17 protein-coding genes are annotated in these 18,883 nt (G+C 60.3%); 6 read left to right on the forward strand and 11 right to left on the reverse strand.

Going from position 1 to position 18,883, the window contains the following annotated elements; genetic code table 11:
- Positions 1 to 87: 87 nt before the first annotated feature.
- Positions 88 to 798: a phosphoribosyltransferase gene (locus ACFVTJ_RS22645; protein WP_386910819.1), complete on the reverse strand. Its 711-nt coding sequence runs from the start codon at positions 796 to 798 to the stop codon at positions 88 to 90.
- Between the two features lie 211 nt (positions 799 to 1,009).
- Here ACFVTJ_RS22645 and ACFVTJ_RS22650 point away from each other — a divergent pair, with 211 nt between their 5' ends.
- A complete protein-coding gene (locus ACFVTJ_RS22650) occupies positions 1,010 to 2,182 on the forward strand; it encodes a M20 aminoacylase family protein (RefSeq protein WP_386910820.1) in 1,173 nt (390 codons plus the stop codon).
- 73 nt (positions 2,183 to 2,255) lie between these two features.
- Here ACFVTJ_RS22650 and cml read toward each other — a convergent pair whose 3' ends face one another.
- The 9 genes from cml to ACFVTJ_RS22695 form a co-directional block, all read right to left on the reverse strand.
- Positions 2,256 to 3,446, reverse strand: a complete 1,191-nt coding sequence (cml, locus tag ACFVTJ_RS22655) for a CmlA/FloR family chloramphenicol efflux MFS transporter (protein ID WP_386910821.1) — start codon at positions 3,444 to 3,446, stop codon at positions 2,256 to 2,258.
- A 213-nt stretch (positions 3,447 to 3,659) separates the two neighbouring features.
- On the reverse strand, positions 3,660 to 5,453 hold the full coding sequence (locus tag ACFVTJ_RS22660) for an adenine deaminase (RefSeq protein ID WP_386910822.1): 1,794 nt from the start codon (positions 5,451 to 5,453) through the stop codon (positions 3,660 to 3,662).
- Positions 5,450 to 6,370: a nucleoside hydrolase gene (locus tag ACFVTJ_RS22665; protein WP_386910823.1), complete on the reverse strand. Its 921-nt coding sequence runs from the start codon at positions 6,368 to 6,370 to the stop codon at positions 5,450 to 5,452. The genes ACFVTJ_RS22660 and ACFVTJ_RS22665 overlap by 4 nt, the downstream gene beginning before the upstream one ends.
- A 2-nt stretch (positions 6,371 to 6,372) precedes the next feature.
- A complete protein-coding gene (locus ACFVTJ_RS22670) occupies positions 6,373 to 7,398 on the reverse strand; it encodes an ABC transporter ATP-binding protein (protein ID WP_386910824.1) in 1,026 nt (341 codons plus the stop codon).
- A complete protein-coding gene (locus ACFVTJ_RS22675; RefSeq protein ID WP_006315562.1) occupies positions 7,391 to 8,170 on the reverse strand; it encodes an ABC transporter permease in 780 nt (259 codons plus the stop codon). Before ACFVTJ_RS22675 ends, ACFVTJ_RS22670 begins: the two co-directional genes overlap by 8 nt.
- The gene (locus ACFVTJ_RS22680) at positions 8,167 to 8,994 is read right to left on the reverse strand and encodes an ABC transporter permease (protein WP_386910825.1); all 828 of its coding nucleotides are present in this window, start codon (positions 8,992 to 8,994) and stop codon (positions 8,167 to 8,169) included. Before ACFVTJ_RS22680 ends, ACFVTJ_RS22675 begins: the two co-directional genes overlap by 4 nt.
- A 384-nt stretch (positions 8,995 to 9,378) precedes the next feature.
- Positions 9,379 to 10,401, reverse strand: coding sequence for an ABC transporter substrate-binding protein (locus ACFVTJ_RS22685; protein WP_386910826.1), 1,023 nt, complete (start codon positions 10,399 to 10,401; stop codon positions 9,379 to 9,381).
- The gene (locus ACFVTJ_RS22690; RefSeq protein WP_386910827.1) at positions 10,398 to 11,459 is read right to left on the reverse strand and encodes a LacI family DNA-binding transcriptional regulator; all 1,062 of its coding nucleotides are present in this window, start codon (positions 11,457 to 11,459) and stop codon (positions 10,398 to 10,400) included. The genes ACFVTJ_RS22685 and ACFVTJ_RS22690 overlap by 4 nt, the downstream gene beginning before the upstream one ends.
- A 134-nt stretch (positions 11,460 to 11,593) precedes the next feature.
- A complete protein-coding gene (locus tag ACFVTJ_RS22695; protein ID WP_386910828.1) occupies positions 11,594 to 12,514 on the reverse strand; it encodes a LysR family transcriptional regulator in 921 nt (306 codons plus the stop codon).
- 96 nt (positions 12,515 to 12,610) lie between these two features.
- On the opposite strand from ACFVTJ_RS22695, the gene ACFVTJ_RS22700 reads away from it, so the two are divergent.
- From ACFVTJ_RS22700 to ACFVTJ_RS22715, 4 genes are all read left to right on the forward strand, one after another.
- A complete protein-coding gene (locus ACFVTJ_RS22700; protein ID WP_386910829.1) occupies positions 12,611 to 13,798 on the forward strand; it encodes an acyl-CoA dehydrogenase in 1,188 nt (395 codons plus the stop codon).
- A gap of 304 nt (positions 13,799 to 14,102) precedes the next feature.
- Complete coding sequence (locus tag ACFVTJ_RS22705; protein ID WP_386910830.1) at positions 14,103 to 14,819, forward strand: 4'-phosphopantetheinyl transferase; 717 nt, start codon at positions 14,103 to 14,105, stop codon at positions 14,817 to 14,819.
- 357 nt (positions 14,820 to 15,176) lie between these two features.
- On the forward strand, positions 15,177 to 15,572 hold the full coding sequence (locus ACFVTJ_RS22710; RefSeq protein WP_386910831.1) for a cupin domain-containing protein: 396 nt from the start codon (positions 15,177 to 15,179) through the stop codon (positions 15,570 to 15,572).
- 203 nt (positions 15,573 to 15,775) lie between these two features.
- Entirely contained in the window at positions 15,776 to 16,654 is an 879-nt protein-coding gene (locus ACFVTJ_RS22715; protein WP_386910832.1) for a hypothetical protein, read from the forward strand.
- Between the two features lie 18 nt (positions 16,655 to 16,672).
- On the opposite strand, the gene ACFVTJ_RS22720 is transcribed toward ACFVTJ_RS22715, so the two are convergent.
- Positions 16,673 to 17,707, reverse strand: a complete 1,035-nt coding sequence (locus ACFVTJ_RS22720; RefSeq protein WP_386910833.1) for a LacI family DNA-binding transcriptional regulator — start codon at positions 17,705 to 17,707, stop codon at positions 16,673 to 16,675.
- A gap of 139 nt (positions 17,708 to 17,846) precedes the next feature.
- Here ACFVTJ_RS22720 and ACFVTJ_RS22725 point away from each other — a divergent pair, with 139 nt between their 5' ends.
- Positions 17,847 to 18,881: a Gfo/Idh/MocA family protein gene (locus ACFVTJ_RS22725; protein ID WP_386910834.1), complete on the forward strand. Its 1,035-nt coding sequence runs from the start codon at positions 17,847 to 17,849 to the stop codon at positions 18,879 to 18,881.
- Positions 18,882 to 18,883 lie beyond the last annotated feature (2 nt).

Here is an 18,883-nt window from a genome sequence, read left to right on the forward strand (position 1 = left end):
TAGGACGATCTCCCGGAGCTTCGCAAGACGGAAATTAGGCACCGGTGAAATTATCACCACTTGCCTTTTGCCGGAACCTGCGCTTCGTCAAGCGCGCCAGCCGCCTTCCGCTTTTGTCAGTAGCGGCGTGGTGAAAACGCCCCTCACTCGCTCCGGCCATTCCGGGCCGAAAGCGGCGATTTTTTCCCGCCAGCGATCCGATTGCAGCATGGCTGCGCCGATCACCACCGGCCGGATGCCAGAGGCGGCGAGAAGCGAAAGGCCTGATATGATGGAACTACCGCTGGAGATGACATCATCCACCAGCGCCACCCGCCGGCCCTCGATCAAGGGCAGCATACGCGGATCGATATAAAGCCGTTTTTCTTGCCTTGTGGTGATGGAGGACATCGGCACCGACAGCTCATCCAGATACCAGAACTTGCGCGAAGTACCGAGCGGCACGTAACGGGAGTGACCGAGATGGCGGGCAACGGCGGCGGCGAGCGTCAGGCCTAGCGTTGGCAGGCCGATCACGATATCCGGGCTAAAGGGCGCGAGCCGGGCGGCGAGATCAGCCGCCAGCGCCTCCAGCACCTCGAAGGAAGCCTGATTGACGATAAGCGATGCCAGCGCATGCTTACCATCCGCAAGCGGCCGGATGGGCAGGCAGATCTGCCTTCCATCATCCAGTTCCGCCGGAAAGAAGGTGGAATGTGGACCTGCCGTTCCAAAGGTGCCGGGCGGAAGCATGTCCTGCCAGAACTCGTGCGGCGCGGCGGGGGACTGGGCGATGGCGGGCGATGCTGGTGACGGCATCGGTTCTCCTTTCAGGACCGGGATGGCGCAGCAAGGCGAACATTGTTTCCGCCACACCAATCCCGTTCGGCACATTTGTCATTTTAACAACCACAGAGACGCTGCGGGTTCATTTCATTGGCTTTTTCCGGTAGAAGAGAAAATAGCAACAGGCATTTGGACAAACCCACCTATGACGCGGGTTTTTCCCACATTCAAGGACAAGCTTCCCATGAGACTGCTGGACCGGATCGGCGAGGACCTGCCATTCCTGACGGAACTCCGTCATGATCTGCACGCGCATCCGGAACTGGGGTTCGAAGAGGAGAGAACGAGCGCCATCGTCGCCGATCTTCTCGAGCGCGCCGGGCTGAAGGTGCATCGCGGTCTCGGCGGCACCGGCGTCGTCGGCACGTTGCAGGTGGGCAACGGCACGCGCAGCATCGGCCTTCGTGCCGACATGGATGCGCTGGCCATGCCCGAACTTGCCGAAAGACCCTATAAATCGAAATTTCCCGGCAAGATGCATGCCTGCGGCCATGATGGCCACACCGCCCTGCTGCTCGGTGCTGCGCGTTATCTTGCCAGCACCCGTGATTTTTCCGGCACCGTGCACTTCATCTTCCAACCGGCCGAAGAAGGCCGCGGCGGCGCGAAAAAAATGGTCGAGGACGGTCTTTTCGACCTGTTTCACTGCGATGCGGTCTATGGCCTGCACAACATGCCGGGGCTGGGCATTGACGAAATGGCGGTGGTAGAAGGTCCGCAGCTCGCCTCTTCCGATAGTTGGCGCGTCACTTTCAGGGGCATCGGCACCCATGGCGCCAAGCCGCATCTCGGCCGCGACCCGGTGACGGCGGCGGGCACCTTCCTCTCCTCGCTGCAAAGCATCGTCGGCCGGGTGGTTGATCCGCTGCAACCTGCCGTCGTCAGCGCCTGCTCGGTGCAGGCGGGCGACCCCAAGGCGCTCAACGTCATTCCCGATCTGGTCGAGATCGGCGGTACGGCCCGCGCCTATGCACCTGAGGTGCGCAACCAGCTGGAAGCGGAAATTGGCCGGCTCGCCAAGGGCACGGCGGCGATGTTCGGCATCGAAGCAAGTTATGAGTTCATCCGCCGCATCCCGCCCGTCATCAACGATGCCGATGCAACGAAACGGGCGCTCCGCGCCGCCAAGACCGTGTTTGGAAACAAGGCACGCACCACCTTCCCGCCCTCGACGGCGGGCGACGACTTCGCGTTCTTTGCAGGCGAAGCTCCCGGCTGTTACGTCTGGCTCGGCAACGGTCCGGCGGTGGACGGCGCGCTGCACCACAACACCTCCTACGACTTCAACGATGCGGCACTCGTTCCTGGCGTCGCCTTCTGGGCAACGCTGGTGGAGCAAGAACTGGCGGCAGGGTAAGGCGGTAAGCCGTTTTCTGCATTCCCGAATGTGAAAAGCCGGGCAGCGACAGACGCACCGCCCGGTTTTTTTCTCAGATGTTCCGGCGGTTCAGCAAATACAGTGCCGTCAGGACAAGGCAGGCCATGGCCGACGCATAGGCGATCACCGGCCATGCCGTATCACCCGGCAGGACGACAACCGCCAGCGTGCCCGCTATTCCCACACACAGACTTTGAATGCAGAAATAGAAGGCGACGGCGGTTCCCGCCATATGCCCGAACTCCTCCAGCGCGCCATTGGCGGTGACAGAGACTGTAAAAACGATCCCGACCGCCATGACCCACATCGGCACGATGAACGTCAGAAATGACGGACCTGCCGCGACTTCACCGGCCGCGAACAGAAACGCCCCCACCAGCAACAGGGACATGCCCCTGACGAGACTGCCCTGCACCCGCCATCTGGCGACGAAAAACTTCGCAAAACGGGTGGTGACGAACATGGCGATTGCCACCGTTGCGAAAGCCAGGCTGAACTCCACCTCGGAGAGACCTGCCCTGCCGATCATGACGCGCGGAGCGGTGGAGAAGAATACGAAAAACGTCCCCATCGCAGCACTGAAGCCAAGCGTATAGGTCCAGAAGCGACCGCTGCCCAGCATGCGCAAGGGTGATGGGCGCGAAATCTCTTCCGTCACGGGTCGGGTTTCGCTCCAGTTGATCATGGCGGCAACCATGGCAATGAGAGCTGCCACGCCTAAGGTTACGAAAATGGCACGCCAGCCCAATCCATTGGCGATGACCGCTCCGACAATCGGGCCGAGCGCCGGGACGAATGCCAGAATGGAACTGAACGTACCATATATCGTCGTTGCTTCTGGCCGATCCGCATAGACATCGCGAACGGTGGCGAAAGTGGCAACCAATGCCGCCGCCGCACCCGCCGCCTGAAGAAACCGGAAAACGATGAAGGCACTCGCCGTTGTCACGGCCGCAAGGCAGAACGAGGCCACGATAAACAGCAAGGCGCCGCCGAGTAAAACCGGCCGACGGCCAATGCGGTCCGAGATGGGGCCGAACACCATTTGGCCAAGGCCGAGCATCACCATGTAAACGGTGAGGGTCAGCTGGATGATGACCGGCGTTGTGCCGAGAGCTTCCGGCATTATGGGGACAACGGGCAGGTAAATATCCATCGCCAGCGAGGCGAGAATATCAAAGGGAGCCATGAGCAGCATTGCCGCAAATAGCGATCTCCCCCAAACGGGAGTTTGAATAGACATGAGAATTGATCCGCTCAAATGAGGACATTTGGCGGCGTCTGCCCGATGGAACAGGGAATGCTCGACAGAACGCCGCAACAACGAAATATCGTCGTTGCGGCTTATTTATCTGATGACTTCGAGGCACCCATGTTCAACATCCATATAAAGCAGCAGGTAAACAGGGGTTGGATTTAGCAATATACCGATTTTTTGGCAACGTCCGGCTCTGGCTTACCCTAGCACCGCAATAACAGGGCTTTCCATCACCTTCCCCGACAAAACATCGGCAATGCCCATATCCGTCTGGTGCGGACCGATATTGCAGGCGAGCGTGGCGCCGAAACAGGCCTTAAAGACCAGATAGGGCGGCTGCCATTCAACGACCTTGCCCACGGCTTCGCGCAATGCCTCAAAAGCCTTCGCCACCTCTTCAAGCGGCGCATCGGAAACGAGGCCGGAGAGCGGCAGGGGAAGAAGCGCAGCCACCTTTCCATCAGAGGCGACGGCCATGCCGCCACCCGCCGTTATCACCGCATTGGCGGCCAGCGCCATGTCTTCGGCATTGCCACCGAAGACGGTGAGGTTGTGGCTGTCATGCGAGACGGTGGTGGCAAAGGCGCCGTTCCAGCATCCCCAGCCGGTGAGGAAGCCGGTTTTCGTGACGGGCTCGGCCTTGCCGTGACGGTGGGTAACGGAAATCATCGTCGCACCCTCAGGCGGAACGACGAAACCGTCTTTCACGTCGGCCTCCACCTCGCCCCACTGCGTAAAACGCGGGCGATCGATGGTGGCGAGGCGGACCTTTGCCCCTTGCGAGGCGACCCGGAAATCATCGGCCTTGCGCAGCGGCAGCTTCATCGAGCCTTCGAGGGCTGTCGCATCGCAGGTCCGGACATCGGCGAGCATAAGGCCACCTGCCGCAACGGCTTGGCCATTGGCGAGAACATGACGGGCTGAAAAGCCGCTCAAATCCTCGAAGACGGCGATATCGGCACGGCGACCGGCAGCGATCAGGCCGAGATCGGGGCGGCAGAGCCGTTGCGCGGCATTGAGGGTGGCGGCACGCAACGCCCATTCGGGCCTCAGACCGTAACCGACAAGACGGCGCACCACATCGTCAAGGCCGCCGCCCTTCAGCAGATCGTCGGGGAAAACATCGTCGGTACAGAGCGTCACCGTCTGCGGCAGGTGGCCCAGCGCATTCAACGCTTCCACGAATTCCGGCAGCAGATGGTCATGCGAGCCGCGCAACTCGATGGTGAGCCCCGCCCTAAGCTTCGCCATAAGGTCTTCAGCGGAGACAAGCTCGTGATCGGAGGAGACGCCCGCCGCCATGAAGGCGTTGAGATCCTCATCTTTCAGGCCACGCGCATGGCCACAGAGCAGCTTTTGCGAGACAAGCCCGGCCTGCACGATGCCGCTCATGCGCGGATCGCGTTCAATGACGCCGCGCATGTTCATGATTTCCGCAACGCCGCCAATCTGCGGCCACGACAGGATATCGGCGAGAATGGCAGCATCGAAATCCGCCCCGCTGGATTCCAGACCGGGTGCAGACGGCACGGAAGACGGCGCGAGCAGAATGGCGCGCAGCGGCAGGTTTTCGATAGACTTCGCCGCCCAGCGCACGCCTTCCACACCATGGACATTGCTGAATTCATGCGGGTCCCAGACGATGGTGGTGACGCCACGGGCGACCACCGCCGCCGCATAGGCGGCCGGCGTGATCATCGAGCTTTCGATATGCATATGCGTGTCGATCAGCCCCGGCGAGACATAGGCCCCGCCCGCATCGATGATCTTGACCGCATCTTTGCGACTTGCCGGTTCGTGCACGCTGGCGATCAGCGCGCCGACAATGCCGATATCGGCGGCGCGAAGCTCGCCGGTCACGACATCCACCAGCGTTCCACCGTTGATGAGAATATCAAAAGGCTGATCGCCCCGCGCGGCGGCAACGGCGCGGGTGCGCAGCGCCTCGTCGTTGAGATCGGTTGGCTGTCGTGTCGGGAACTGCGCACTCATCGGGCGGCCTCCCGGCGCAATGCTTCCAATACGGCCACCTTCGCAGCCTCGGCATTGACGGTCGCGGCAAACCGGGCGTTAAAATCGGTCACCTTTTCCGCGCGTGTCTCGACCACGGTTCTTCCCCGTGTCAGCGAGGCATGGAGTTCGACATCGATGCGCGCCTGCTGCCAGCCAAGATGATCGGAGGTGAAGCCGACTGCGGCGACGGGATCGTAAAGCGCCATGGCGGGTCTGCCACGGCTGGTGGCGATGCCGATGAAACCATCAAGCAGATCGGCGATCAGGCCGGCATTCCTGCCACCGGCATTGCGGATCGGCAGCACATCGGCGGGCGAGGCCGTGACCTTGCGGCAGGCGTCAAGGTCGACCATGCGCAGCGGCAGGCCGTGGGAAAGAACGATGGCCAGCGCCTCGGGATCGGCAAAGGCGTTGAATTCGGCCGATGCCGTGTGGTTGCCGCTAGTAAGCCCGCCACCCATCCAGGTGAGGTCGGAAATTCCGGCGGCAAGATCGGGGCGCGCGAGACACAGGGCGGCGATATTGGTGAGGGGGCCGAGCGCGAGAATACGCTTTTCGCCCTCCTCTTCCAGCCAGTTGCAAAGTGCTGCAAAGGCATCGCTTTTCGGCAGAGCCGGCGCATCCGGGAGGCTTTGGCCGGCGGTCGGAATGCCGCTATCCCCGAGGATCGACTGGGCGGTTTCAAGCGCGCCGAGGACCGGCATGGCGCGGCCCTGATGGATCGGCATCGACCAGCCAAAAGCGGCGACGGCACCGGCGGCGTTACCGCAGACCGCCTCCAGCGTCGCATTGCCGAAGACCAGCGAGATGCCGTCAATCGCAAGACCGGACGACTGCACCACCATGATGGCGGCGATATCGTCAAAGCCCATATCGGTATCGATCCATACACCCATGGTCAGTTGAACACCTTGAGGCTTGCCGCTTTGTCGACCGGCAGGTCGAAGGCGAGCGTATCACCGATGGCGTGGGCGGCAAGGGTCGCTTCGGTTTCCGCCTTGATGGGGCCGAGCGGTGTATCAAGCAGATATTCGCGGGTGTTCCCGGCAAAGGATGTACCGCGCACGGTTCCCTCAAAAGGGCCTGAACCGAGGGTAACCATGCGCGGCCGCCAGGCCAGTCCAGATGCTGAACGGACTGGTCCGGGAAGCGGTGTTGTGCCGTTGGCGGTTTTCAGCGCGCCGCCTTCCAGCGCGAAGATGTTTTCGAATCCGACGAAGTCAGCCACGAAGGACGAAACCGGTGCGTTATAAATTTCTTCCGGCGTGCCGATCTGCTCAATCTTGCCACCCTTCATGACGACAATGCGGTCGGCAAGCGCGAGCGCCTCGATCTGGTCATGGGTGACGAAAATCATCGTCACGCCGGTTTCCTTCTGCACGCGCTGCAACTCGGTGCGCATTTCAAGGCGCAGGCGGGCATCGAGATTGGAGAGCGGCTCATCGAGAAGCAACACTTTCGGCTCCATGACCATCGAGCGGGCCAATGCCACGCGCTGCTGCTGGCCGCCTGAAAGCTCTGCGGGCTTGCGGGAGGCGAAATTGGAAAGTCCGACGGATTTCAGGCCGGAGGCGACCTTGTCCTCCAGCGCCTGGCCGCTCATACCCTTGAGTTTCAGCCCGAAGGCGACGTTTTCATAGACAGTCAGATGCGGAAAGAGCGCGTAGGACTGGAACACCAGCCCGACGGCGCGCTTGTTGGCCGCAACGCGGGTAATATCCGCGCCATCGAGATCGATACGCCCACCCGCCACCGGCATCAGCCCGGCAATGGCGCGCATCGTCGTAGTCTTGCCGCAGCCTGATGGTCCGAGAAGCGCGAGCAATTCGCCCTTGCGGATATCGAGATCGAGATCCTTGACGGCGACATTGCCGCCATAGGCGAGCGAGATTTTTTGGAGCGAAAGATAGTTTGCGTCAGACATAACGGGAGAACCCCAGGAAACGTTCGGCCATGAAGACGATGCCGATGGAAAGGAAAGCGAGCAGCGAGGAAAGGGCGGCCACGGAAGGATCGAAGACGATTTCCATATAGCCCAGCATGTCGATGGGCAGCGTGCGCACACCGGGGCCGGACAGAAACAGCGACACCGGCACCTGGTTGAAACTCGTCACGAAACCAAGAATGAAGGCCGACAGGATGCCGCCGCGGATATTCGGCAGCACAACGCGGAAAAATGCGCCAAGACGCGACGAGCCGAGCAGCACCGCCGCCTCCTCGATATCGGAGCGCAGATTGTTGAGGCTGGCTGACACCACGCGCACCGCATAGGGCAGGATGAGCGCGGTGTGGGCCAGGAACAAAGCAAGCGTGATGCCGATGCCGAAAGGCACGACGAAATAACGCAGCAGCGCGAGACCCACGATGATGCCTGGCACTATGATCGGCGCGGAAACGATCGTGCGTACGGTTTCTGCGAAGGGCAGTTTGTAGCGCGACATGGCGTAGGAAGCCGGAATGCCGAGAATGAGCGCCGTAAACGTGCCGCCTATGGCGAGGAACATCGACATCGCAAAGCTTTCGCGAAAACTTTCCACCGTGAAGACCTTGGCGATCCACTTCAGCGAAAAGCCCTGCGGCGGAAAGGCGAGCGTATCGCCGGCCGAAAACGAGGCCGCGACGATGATGAGGAACGGCCCGATCAGGAAACCGACGACTAGCAGCAATGTGAGCGGAATAAAGAGCTGCCGGGTCATTTCTTGTTCCTCGCGGTGGCGATGCGCTTCAAGAGGATATTGGCGGCAAAGCTCATGACGATCAGGATGAAGGCGATGACGCTGGCGGCGACGAAATTGTTGGAAACCGTGACCTGCTGGTAAAGCAGGGTTTCCAGCATCAACACCTTCGAACCGCCGAGAATGGCAGGCGTGATATAGGCCGTGAGCGAACCGGTAAAGACCAGCGTACCGCCGACGACCAATCCTTCCTTGGTGAGCGGCAAAATGACCTTCCAGAATACCTGAAACCAGTTTGCGCCGAGCACGCGGGCGGCCGCGATCGTATCCTTCGGCATGTTTTCCAAGGCGCTGATGAGCGAGATGATCATCAATGGCAGGAAGAGTTGCAGAAGGCCGATGAAGACGGCCGTTTCGGAAAACAGGAGGCGGATCGGCGCATCGCTTAAGCCGACCGCCTGCAGCGCCTGATTAACGATGCCGGTTCTGCCGAGGATGACGATCCAGGCATAGGTGCGGGCAACCGGCGAAATCATCAGCGGCAGTACGACGAGATTGACCACATGGCCCTTCGTTCCCTGCGAGAGGTTAACGATGGCGAAAGCCGCCGCATAGCCCACCACCGCCGAAACGACGGTGACAAGCGCGCCGAGCTTCAGCGTACGCAGGAAAACCGTCTGGTTCAGCGGATCGGAAAAGAAGGCGGCATAGGCCGATAATGTCCAGCCGTCAGCGGTGCGAAAGCCCTCCGACAGAAGCATGAAGACCGGCACAAGAAAGACCGCCGCCGCGAAAATCGCGGCGGGCAAGGCAAGCGCCAGCGCTTCGGCCCGGTTCTGAAACATGGGTTTATTCCCTGAACGGCAGCGACGGTGTGCGCCGGCTGTGGTTGGAGTTTGGCGAATGCAGCAAGAGTTGAGGCCGATCACCACCTCCCTCATTCCTGTGCTTGTCACAGGAATCCAGCCAGCCCAAGTCTTTGGGCTGAAAAGACTCATCCCGCCACGCAGACGCGTGTCGGCTGGATTCCTGTGACAAGCACAGGAATGAGGGAGTGTAGGGTGGGCCAAAACACGAAATCATTGAGCTTGGTGCCATTGGGTTCACTAGGCGCGCCGGCCTACGATCAAAAGGGTGGAAAAGCGGTCAGGGGACGACCGAACCGCTTTTCCGGGAATGGAGCCGTCCTCACGGACGTTTCGATGCCCCATTCCAAACGGTGAAATTACTTACTGGCCGACCTTGGCATTCCACTCCGACAGCCACTTGTCGCGGTTATCAAGCGTCACGTCGGAAGGAATGAGCTGCAGGCTCTTTGCGGTTTCGTCGCCATAGGTGATGTTGTTCGCCACCGCGTCGGAGACCTTGACTTGCCTGTTGGTTGGGCTGTCCACCAGCTTTTCGGCGAGCGCCTTCTGAACGTCGGTCGAGAGCCAGAAATCCATGAATTGCAGCGCAAGGTCCTCGTTCTTCGTGCCCTTCGGCACAACAAGAACGTTCATTCCGCCGGTCTGGCCTTCCTTGGGCGTTGCCCAGGCAAGCGGCAGGTCGAGCTTGGTGAAGGGCGCCCAGGAGAAGCGGCCAATCGGCGCTGCCCAGATTTCTTCCTGCTGCATCAGCTGCACCAGCTGCGAGGATTTGACGTAGAAAGTGACGATCTCGTCCTTCTTTTCGCCGACAGCCTCGATGGCACCGGCAAGATCAGGCGTATCTTTGCCGATGGCCTTGCCCAGCATGTAAAGCGCCGGCGGGCCCTGATTGGTGGTGACATTCGGGAAGGCGACGTGGTCGACAATGCCGTCCTTCAAAAGATCGGCCCAGCTGTCGATCTTCATCTTGTCGGTGCGGTAAACGATTGAAGTGGCGTAGAAATTGACACCGACGCTCATGCCATCGCCATTCGGATCCTTGGCGATGTCATAGAGGTTTTCGATATTCGGAACCTTGGAGGCGTCGATTTTCTGGATCAGATCCTTGCGGGTGGCCGAAAGCGCATCGGCCATGGAGACGATGGCGAGATCGACCACCGGATTGGCCTTGTTGGCCTCCATCTTGGCCAGACGCTCGACGCTGTTGCCAGTCTCGACCACCAGCTTGCAGCCGCATTTCTGCTCAAACGGCGTATAGACCAGTTCCTTGAATTCATCCTGCGCGAAGGCATAGACCGATATCGTCAGCGTCTTGTCCTGCGCCTCAGCGGCCCCCATCGTCAGCATCAGGGCGGCGCCCGATGCAAGAATGATCTTTTTCATGGTGTGAGTTCTCCTGCTGTGGTTTTTTTGGCTTCAATTGCATCATGCTTTGCCTTGCCGGTGGAACCGCGCATGATCAGCGCCATCGGTACTTTCGAAATATCCGCCGTCACTTCGCTGGCAATGCCATTTTCAGTGGCGCCCTCTATCGCACGCAGCAGGGCAGCCACGGCGAGATCAGCTATGCGGCCCATATCCATGCGCATTGTCGTGAGCGGCGGCGTGACCACGCCAGAAAAGATGAGATCGTCGAAACCGGTGACGCTTGCCTTCTCTGGCACCTCGATGCCCTCGCGCTGCAATTCGGTCAGCGCCCGCAGTGCATGCAGGTCGGAAATAGCGGCGAAGGCGGTGAAACCTTCCGCCACCAGATCGGCAAGTCCGAGCCGGCAGCCGGCACCATCAGCCTCCTCGAGGCTATCGATCCAGAGCGTCCGGGTCACACAGGCCTTGCCGAGACCATCACGAATGCCACCGAGACGGTCGTTTTGCACATTGGAATCGCGGTTCTTACCCACCAGCACCACCTTGCGGTGGCCAAGCCCTGCCAGATAGTCACCCACCTGCCGTCCGCCATCCCAATGGTCGGCGGCGACGGTATTGCCTGGAGTCGACGGGCTGTCGATGACGGCGACCGGGCAATCGACATCGGAGATGCGCGTGCCGCGGCGTGGAACGATCACCATGCCATCCACCCCGCGCTCGATCAGCCGGTTGATGGCATCCGTCTGCATGGCGATCTCGCCGCGCGCATCCGCGATCAGCACGCCGTAACCAGCAGTAACGGCCGCCTTTTCAATGGCCTGGGCAATCTGCGGGAAGAGAGGGTTGGCGATATCGGGCAGTACCAGCCCCAGAACGCCCGATCTGCCGGTGCGCAGCGCCCTGCCCGCGGAACTCGGCACGTAACCCAGTTCGCTTGCCGTCTTGCGGATACGCTCCACCAGATCGGGTGAAACGCGGCCCTTGCCGGATAGCGCATTGGACACCGTTGCCACCGACACGCCGAGTGCCGCTGCTATCGCGCTCAGATTGGTGGCAGGCCGTGGCGACGCCATAAAGGATCCGGGAAGGCTGATTAAACGTTTAATCAGGATAAGCGAGGCGCGGGCTGCTGTCGAGTCCTGCGCTGCCGAATTACGGCGAAAAGCTGGGCACGAAGGTTAAATGCCCGAAAAAAGAGCGATTATTTTTATAGGGCCTGGGTGCTGGCAGCGCGGTAAGCCTCTACCTGGCGCACCAGCCAATCCCGAAACAGGACGACCGGAACGTGATTGGCGCGCGAAAGCGGCGCCACCGCATAATAGGAACTGGGGCTTTTCGCCTGATGATCGAAGGCTTTGACCAGCTGCTTGGATTTCAGCTCGTTGTCGATCAGGAACAGCGGCATCAGCGCAACGCCAAGCCCGGCGATACAGGCCTGCGCCACGCTGGAGAACTGCTCGAACCGCATGCCCTGCGGCAGAGCGAGTGACAGGCCCAGGCTTTCGAACCAGTGTCCCCAAGCCCCTGGCCGCGAAGCCATGTGCAGCAACGGCAGGGCGGCTATATCCTCGCCCCTTTCCACCGGGTGGGCGCTGAGGAATTGCGGGCTGCACACCGGCGCGACCATTTCATGCATGAGAAAGGTGCTCTCCGCCCCCGGCCAATCGGCCTGGCCGATATGGATCGCCATATCCAGCTGCTCGCGCTCAAAATCAAACTGGCCGATACGGGTGGCGAAATTGATGGTGATCTCGGGATGGTTCGCCACAAAATCCGGGATGCGCGGCAAAAGCCAACGCGTGCCGAAGGTGGGCAACATGGCGAGGTTCAGCGTATTGCCATGCGTTTTGGTCATGATCTGCAGCGAGGCGGAGCGTATTTCGCCAAGCGCCGAGGCGATGGACTTTGCGTAAGTGCGGCCTTCCACCGTCAGCGCCACGCCACGCGCACCGCGATCGAAAAGGCGTACCCCAAGCTGTTCCTCCAGTGACATAACCTGCCGGCTGATCGCGCCCTGCGTTAGCGCCAGCTCATCGGCGGCAGCGGAAAAACTGCCAAGCCGGGCAACGGAATCGAAAGCGGCGAGCGCACTGGTGGAGGGCAGGAGTTTGCGGCTGAGAGATGTCATGACCTATTACTATAGGTAATGCAAAAATGAGTAAACATGGCTTGCGCGCGTGGGCTCGGATACGAATAATCCGGCCAGCAAATCCGGAGGCACACAGTGAGCGAACGCGCAGCATTCAATTGGCAGGATCCTTTTCTGCTGGAAGACCAACTGACCGATGATGAGCGGATGATCCGCGACAGTGCCGAGGCCTTCGGCAAATCCGAACTGCTGCCGCGCATCTCGGAAGCCTATCTTTCCGAAACCACCGAGCCGGAACTCTTCCGCCTGATGGGCCGCACCGGCCTGCTTGGCGTCACCCTGCCGGAAGAATATGGCGCGGCCAATGCCAGCTACGTGGCCTATGGTCTCGTTGCCCGCGAGGTGGAGCGGATCGACAGCGGTTACCGCTCGATGATGAGCGTGCAATCCTCGCTCGTCATTCACCCGATCTTCGCTTACGGCTCGGATGAGCAGAAGAAGAAATACCTGCCGGGCCTCGTCTCCGGCGAGCTGATCGGCTGTTTCGGCCTCACCGAACCGGATGCCGGCTCCGATCCGGGTGGCATGAAGACCCGCGCCGAGAAAATAGAGGGCGGTTATCGCCTGCGCGGTTCGAAAATGTGGATTTCCAACGCACCGATCGCCGATGTCTTCGTGGTCTGGGCGAAATCGGAAGCCCATGGCAATGAGATCCGCGGCTTCGTGCTGGAAAAGGGCATGAAGGGCCTTTCCGCCCCCAAGATCGGCGGCAAGCTTTCGCTGCGCGCTTCCATAACAGGCGAAATCGTCATGGATGGCGTGGAAGTCGGCGAAGACGCGCTGCTGCCGAATGTCTCCGGGCTCAAAGGCCCGTTCGGCTGCCTCAACCGCGCCCGCTACGGCATTTCCTGGGGCGTAATGGGGGCTGCGGAAGATTGCTGGTTCCGCGCCCGCCAATATGGCCTCGACCGAAAGCAGTTCGGCAAGCCGCTCGCCGGCACACAGCTTTACCAGAAGAAGCTCGCTGACATGCAGACGGAAATCGCGCTTGGCCTTCAGGCTTCGCTGCGCGTCGGCCGACTGATGGACGAGCATAAAATGGCGCCGGAAATGATCTCCATCGTCAAGCGCAACAATTGTGGCAAGGCGTTGGATATCGCTCGCCAGGCCCGCGACATGCATGGCGGCAACGGCATCCAGATCGAATATCACGTCATGCGCCATGCCCAGAACCTGGAAACGGTCAACACCTATGAGGGCACGCACGACGTCCACGCGCTGATCCTCGGCCGGGCGCAGACGGGCATTCAGGCGTTTTTCTGAGGTCTTACCCGTATCGTTTACGTCAAGAAAACAGGCCTTCGGAGATCACTTCGAAGGCCTTTTGTTTTTTTCGAGTTCGGATGCCCAAACGAAAGTCCGGTTCGCTGAAGAGACCCGAATTGTGCCTGCACCGTGAAGCGCCAGGCTCCCCGCGCCTGGCAAGGGGATTGCAAGACCGGATGATATGGCCGATAGGATGCTGTTTCTCGCCTCCTGTCACGCTGGCCAGGTGATGATGCAGCCGGCACTGGCTGACGGCGCGATGTTTGCGGCCGGAATCGGCCGGTAAAACAAGGGAAAGAGTATGGTGATCGTTCCGGCATCTCACCACGAAACCGCTTTCGACGATGCACCGGAGGCCGTCTGGCCCTGGCCGGATAAAAGTGGCGAATGCCATTGCCTCACCCTTCGTTACGGTCCCGACAGCGGAGCCGCCGCTGATATGGCCGCTTCCCTGCCGCCACAGCTTCTGCGGGCGGTGCCCAAACGCAAGGCAGAGTTTCTGGCGGGACGCAGATGCGCCGCAGAAGCCATACGCCGCCTCACCGGGCAGGCAATATTTCCCGGGATGGGAGAAGATCGTGCGCCGATCTGGCCTGAAGGCGTGGTCGGCGCGATTTCCCACAGCGGCGACCGGGCGATTGCCCTTGCCGGCGTTGGCAGCCGGTTTCTCGGCATCGGCATCGATATAGAGAAGCTTTTGAGCGAAGAGGAAGCCGACGATATCGCAACGCAGGCCCTGACGGCACATGAGCTTCACAGCCTCGGCAACGTCATCGATCCATTCATGACCGGGTTGGTTTTTTCGGCCAAGGAGAGCCTGTTCAAGGCGCTTTATCCAACGGTCAGACGGCTTTTCTTTTTCGAGGCGGCAGAATTGTCCGCTTACGATGAGAATGGTTCGGGAGCCCTGCGACTGAGCGCCGACCTGAACGGCAAATGGCGAAAAGGAACGGATATTCCTTTCCGCTTTGGCCATTTCGAAGGCCTTCTGCTTACCCGCGTCCTTCTCACGCATTAAGAGAAAATCTGTCGATTCTGGTCCTGTGATCTCATATTTCACGCCGATGTCGCCTTCACCTCGGAGCTCGAAGCCTCAGCGACGCCACCGAACTCATCCACGAATATGCGACATGCCTTGCCGAAAGGCGCCATCTGCCGCTGGTGCGCAGGTTCATCGAGAAAGCCGGCCGGGCCTGATTGCCCCGATATTCGCGGACACTGTCGGCACCTGTTGATCGTTGCGTTTCCTCCGGCACGGTCCTGCCGGAATCGGTGCCTACCATAGTCGGCCGTTCAATCGGCTTTTCACTCCCCTGTGGACAAGAGAGGAATTCCCGCATCAAATCGCCGCACGAGACTCGTCAGGAGAATGACCATGGAAATATTGCGCTCGGGAACACGGGCATCCGCCAAAGGCCCGGAGGGCTGGTTTACCGGCATGGTCCGCATTGATCCGCTCTTCAACCCCTTCGATGCCGAGCGGGTGCAGGGCGCCCAGGTTACCTTTGAACCCGGCGCCCGCACCGCCTGGCACACCCATCCCCTTGGCCAGACCCTGATCGTGGTATCCGGCCTTGGCCGCGCGCAGCGTGAGGGTGGACCGGTGGAGGAGATTCGCCCCGGCGATATCGTCTGGTTCGCACCGGGCGAGAGACATTGGCATGGCGCCGCCCCCAATATCGCCATGACCCATATTGCGCTTCAGGAGGTGAAAGACGGCAAGGTGGTGGACTGGATGGAACATGTGACGGATGAGCAATATGGTGCATGAAGCCGCTCGTCCGATCTGGCGGATGGATGGCCCGTAACGCAGCGAGCGAGACGACGCGGCGTTTGCACCGGTGGCTCGATGCCATCAGGCAGGAGACGGGTTTGCGAACTGCGACGCCAGAAAATACCGAACGCCATCTAGCCTGAATTGCATGCCCGGGTATAGAAACCCGTCATCCTGTTGATGGAAACCGGGGTTGTCGGATGAATTCAGAGCGTCGTGGAGTTCTCGCATTTCTGGGCGGCCTTGTGCTGGCAAGGCCATCTTTTAGCGCAGCATCAAGCAAGGCGCCTGCCTTCGCCGTATCCCGCTCCAGCTACCAGCCGCGACACGTCCTTTGTTTTCTCGGCGGAAAAAATGGCCTCGCGGCGCTCCAGAAGAGCGCCAGCGCCGCGGTCGATGATTTTGCGGGGGATTTCAGCCTGGATGAAGACTACTCGCAGAATGAGCCGGACGACCGGATGCAACGTTCCTTCAATGTCTGCTGGGACCGCGTCGAACCGGAAGCCTACCAGTCGGAGGATGAAGAAGCGGTGGCCGGACACGGCTCGGTCCTTTATGTGCTCGGCCCGTCCATGGATGCAGAAACAGCCGTCAAGACATCCGTAAACGCCCTCAGATTTGTGCAGCATATGCTCGATAACGGCGCTGTCGCCGTGAAAGGCGAAAGTGCGGGCGTCGCCCATGGAGCAAGGCGCTGGAAGCAGCTCTACGAGCAGTCGCGTGGCGAAGTTGCTGCCGATGATGGAATGGCGCTTGCCAGAACCTGCCGTCTGGCTTTCGCACGCCGCCCCATAGGAGATGATGCCGAAGGTATGACCAGCATTGGGTTTCACCTGATCGGCTTGCCCGATGTGCGGGTGCGCTTCATCAAAAAAGACGAAGATCAGCCATCAACGAACGCCGAGCAATTAAAGATCGCCGCCTTGATGGATGATATCGCCGGGCAAATGGCGCGTGACGGCGTTGAAACCACCCTGAAGGACCGTCGCGCAACCCTTACCGACGACGAGCGGTACGAAGAAGACGAGTATAAATTCAATCCTTTCGGCGTCATGAGCATTGACGGCTTTAAGCTTTGACGTCCTGCGCTACGATGGCTACGGGGCGGGGGGCGGATCGCTCTCGCCGGGCACCAGAAGCATGGGCCATACGTAATGGCGGGCCTGATCGGGATAAAAAGGCGCATAGGCCGGCATGGTCGACAGTAACGTCTGGGCCACCGTCACGCCGAGGTCGTGCAGAGACATGCGGAAACTGGTGAGGCGGGGCTCCAGAAACTGGCCGCGCGGACCATCGCGGAAACCGATGACGGCGAGGTCGCGCCCCGGTTTCAGGCCAGCTTCCGCAAGCCTGCGATAAAGACCGACCGCCATCAGCTCGTAGATCAGCACGATCGCCGTCGGCCGGGGACGCATCTGCAGCCATTCGCTGGCGGCGTGATAACCGCCCTGCTCGCTCGATTTCGCCCGGATGACCAGAGAGGAATCGTAGGCGATGCCGTTGTCTTCCAGCGCACGCCTGTATCCCTCCAGAAAAACGTAGCCGAGATTGATATCGCTGTCGGGCGCTGCAACCGCGATCGAACGATGCCCGGCGGCGACAAGACGATCCACGGCGTTTTTCGCGACGCCTTCGAAATCGAGATCGATCCAGGCGTGATTGTCGCTCGAGGCCGTGCGGCCGAGCGACACGAAAGGCAGGCGGGTCTGCTTCAGGAAATCCACGCGCTTGTCGGTGCGCCGGGTGGCGGAAATGATCATCGCATCCACCATGCGCCGCGCCACCATTCGCTTCAGATATTCATCCGGGTCCTCTTCCCCCGGGCAGGGCAGAACGATGAGATCGAGATTATGTCCGGAAAACACGCTTTGCAGACCATCCGTCACGCCTAAGAAGAAGTTGTCGGAGTTTTCAACGGTCTGCGCGTCGCTGCCTGTCATCAGGCCGATGACATTCGTGGTGCCCTGCCGCAGGCTACGGCCGGACTGGTTGGCGACATAACCCAGCTTTTCCGCTGCTTCCAGAACACGCCGCCGCGTCTCTTCGTTCACATCGGGCTTGCCGTTCAGGGCACGGGAAACGGTGCCTATCGATATCTCGAGATAATCGGCAAGCTGACGGATTCCTTTCATGCACTCCCCTCCCAGGCCCGGCGCGCAAACCACGCGCCCCTTAACGGTCTTGACATATCTAACATCATCGTCATAGTCTCGTAAACGTTTACGACGCTCTGCGCAAATAGGAGTTTGCAAAAGAGCCCGGGGAGATGAGATGACTTTTAATGCCGTTTTATGCGGATGCGGAGCCATGGCCAAAGGCTGGTTGCGCGCCATTCAATCGACGCCAGACATCGCTGGCGCGATCAAGATCGTCGGCCTGGTGGATCTGAACGAGAACACGGCCCGCGCGCTTGCCGAAGAATTCGCCCTTACCGACGCGGTCATCGGCACCGATCTTCGCGCGGTTCTTGCCGAAACGAAAGCCGACATTCTTTTTGACATCGTCATCCCCCAGGCGCGCTTTGCCGTGGTGGAAGCCGGTCTCGCGGCCGGGTGCCATGTGCTCAGCGAAAAACCGCTTGCCGCCTCGATGGAGGAAGCAGCGACGCTGGTAGAACTGGCAAAAAAAGCCGGCAAAATTCATGCCGTGGTACAAAATCGGCGGTTTATTGCCGGTATCCGGCGTCTGCGCCGTGCACTGGAAGACGGCATCATCGGTGATTTGACGGCCATCCACTGCGATTTCTTCCTCGGTCCGCATTTCGGCGGCTTCCGTGAAGAAATGAAGAACGTCCTGCTTCTCGACATGGCGATCCACACCTTCGATGCCGCCCGTTTCGTCGCTAATGAAAAGCCCCTCTCCGTCTTCTGTGTGGAGAAGAACCCGGCCGGCTCCTGGTATGCCCATGGGGCGAGCGCCAACGCCATTTTCGAGTTCTCGAATGATGTCGTCTTCACCTATCGCGGTTCGTGGTGCGCCGAAGGCGAGCGGACCAGCTGGGAAGCACGCTGGCGGCTGATCGGTTCCAAGGGCATGATCGTCTGGGACGGCGAAGACAATTTCTCCGCCTCCGTGGCCGGTGACGACCAGGGGCTTCTGCGTGGATTTAGGGCCGTAAACGTTTCCGAAGACGTTTCCGAGAAGGATACGCGCGGCCATGCCAGCGTCATTCTCTCGTTTCTTGAGTCCATCCGCACGGGCGAGATGCCGGAAACGGCCTCTTTCGACAACATCAACAGCCTTGCCATGGTGATCGGTGCGATTGAAAGCGCCCGCCTCGGCCAGCGTGTTTCCATTGCAGCATAAGG

The organism is Agrobacterium sp. NPDC058088, assembly GCF_042885035.1.
Taxonomy (GTDB): Bacteria; Pseudomonadota; Alphaproteobacteria; order Rhizobiales; family Rhizobiaceae; genus Agrobacterium.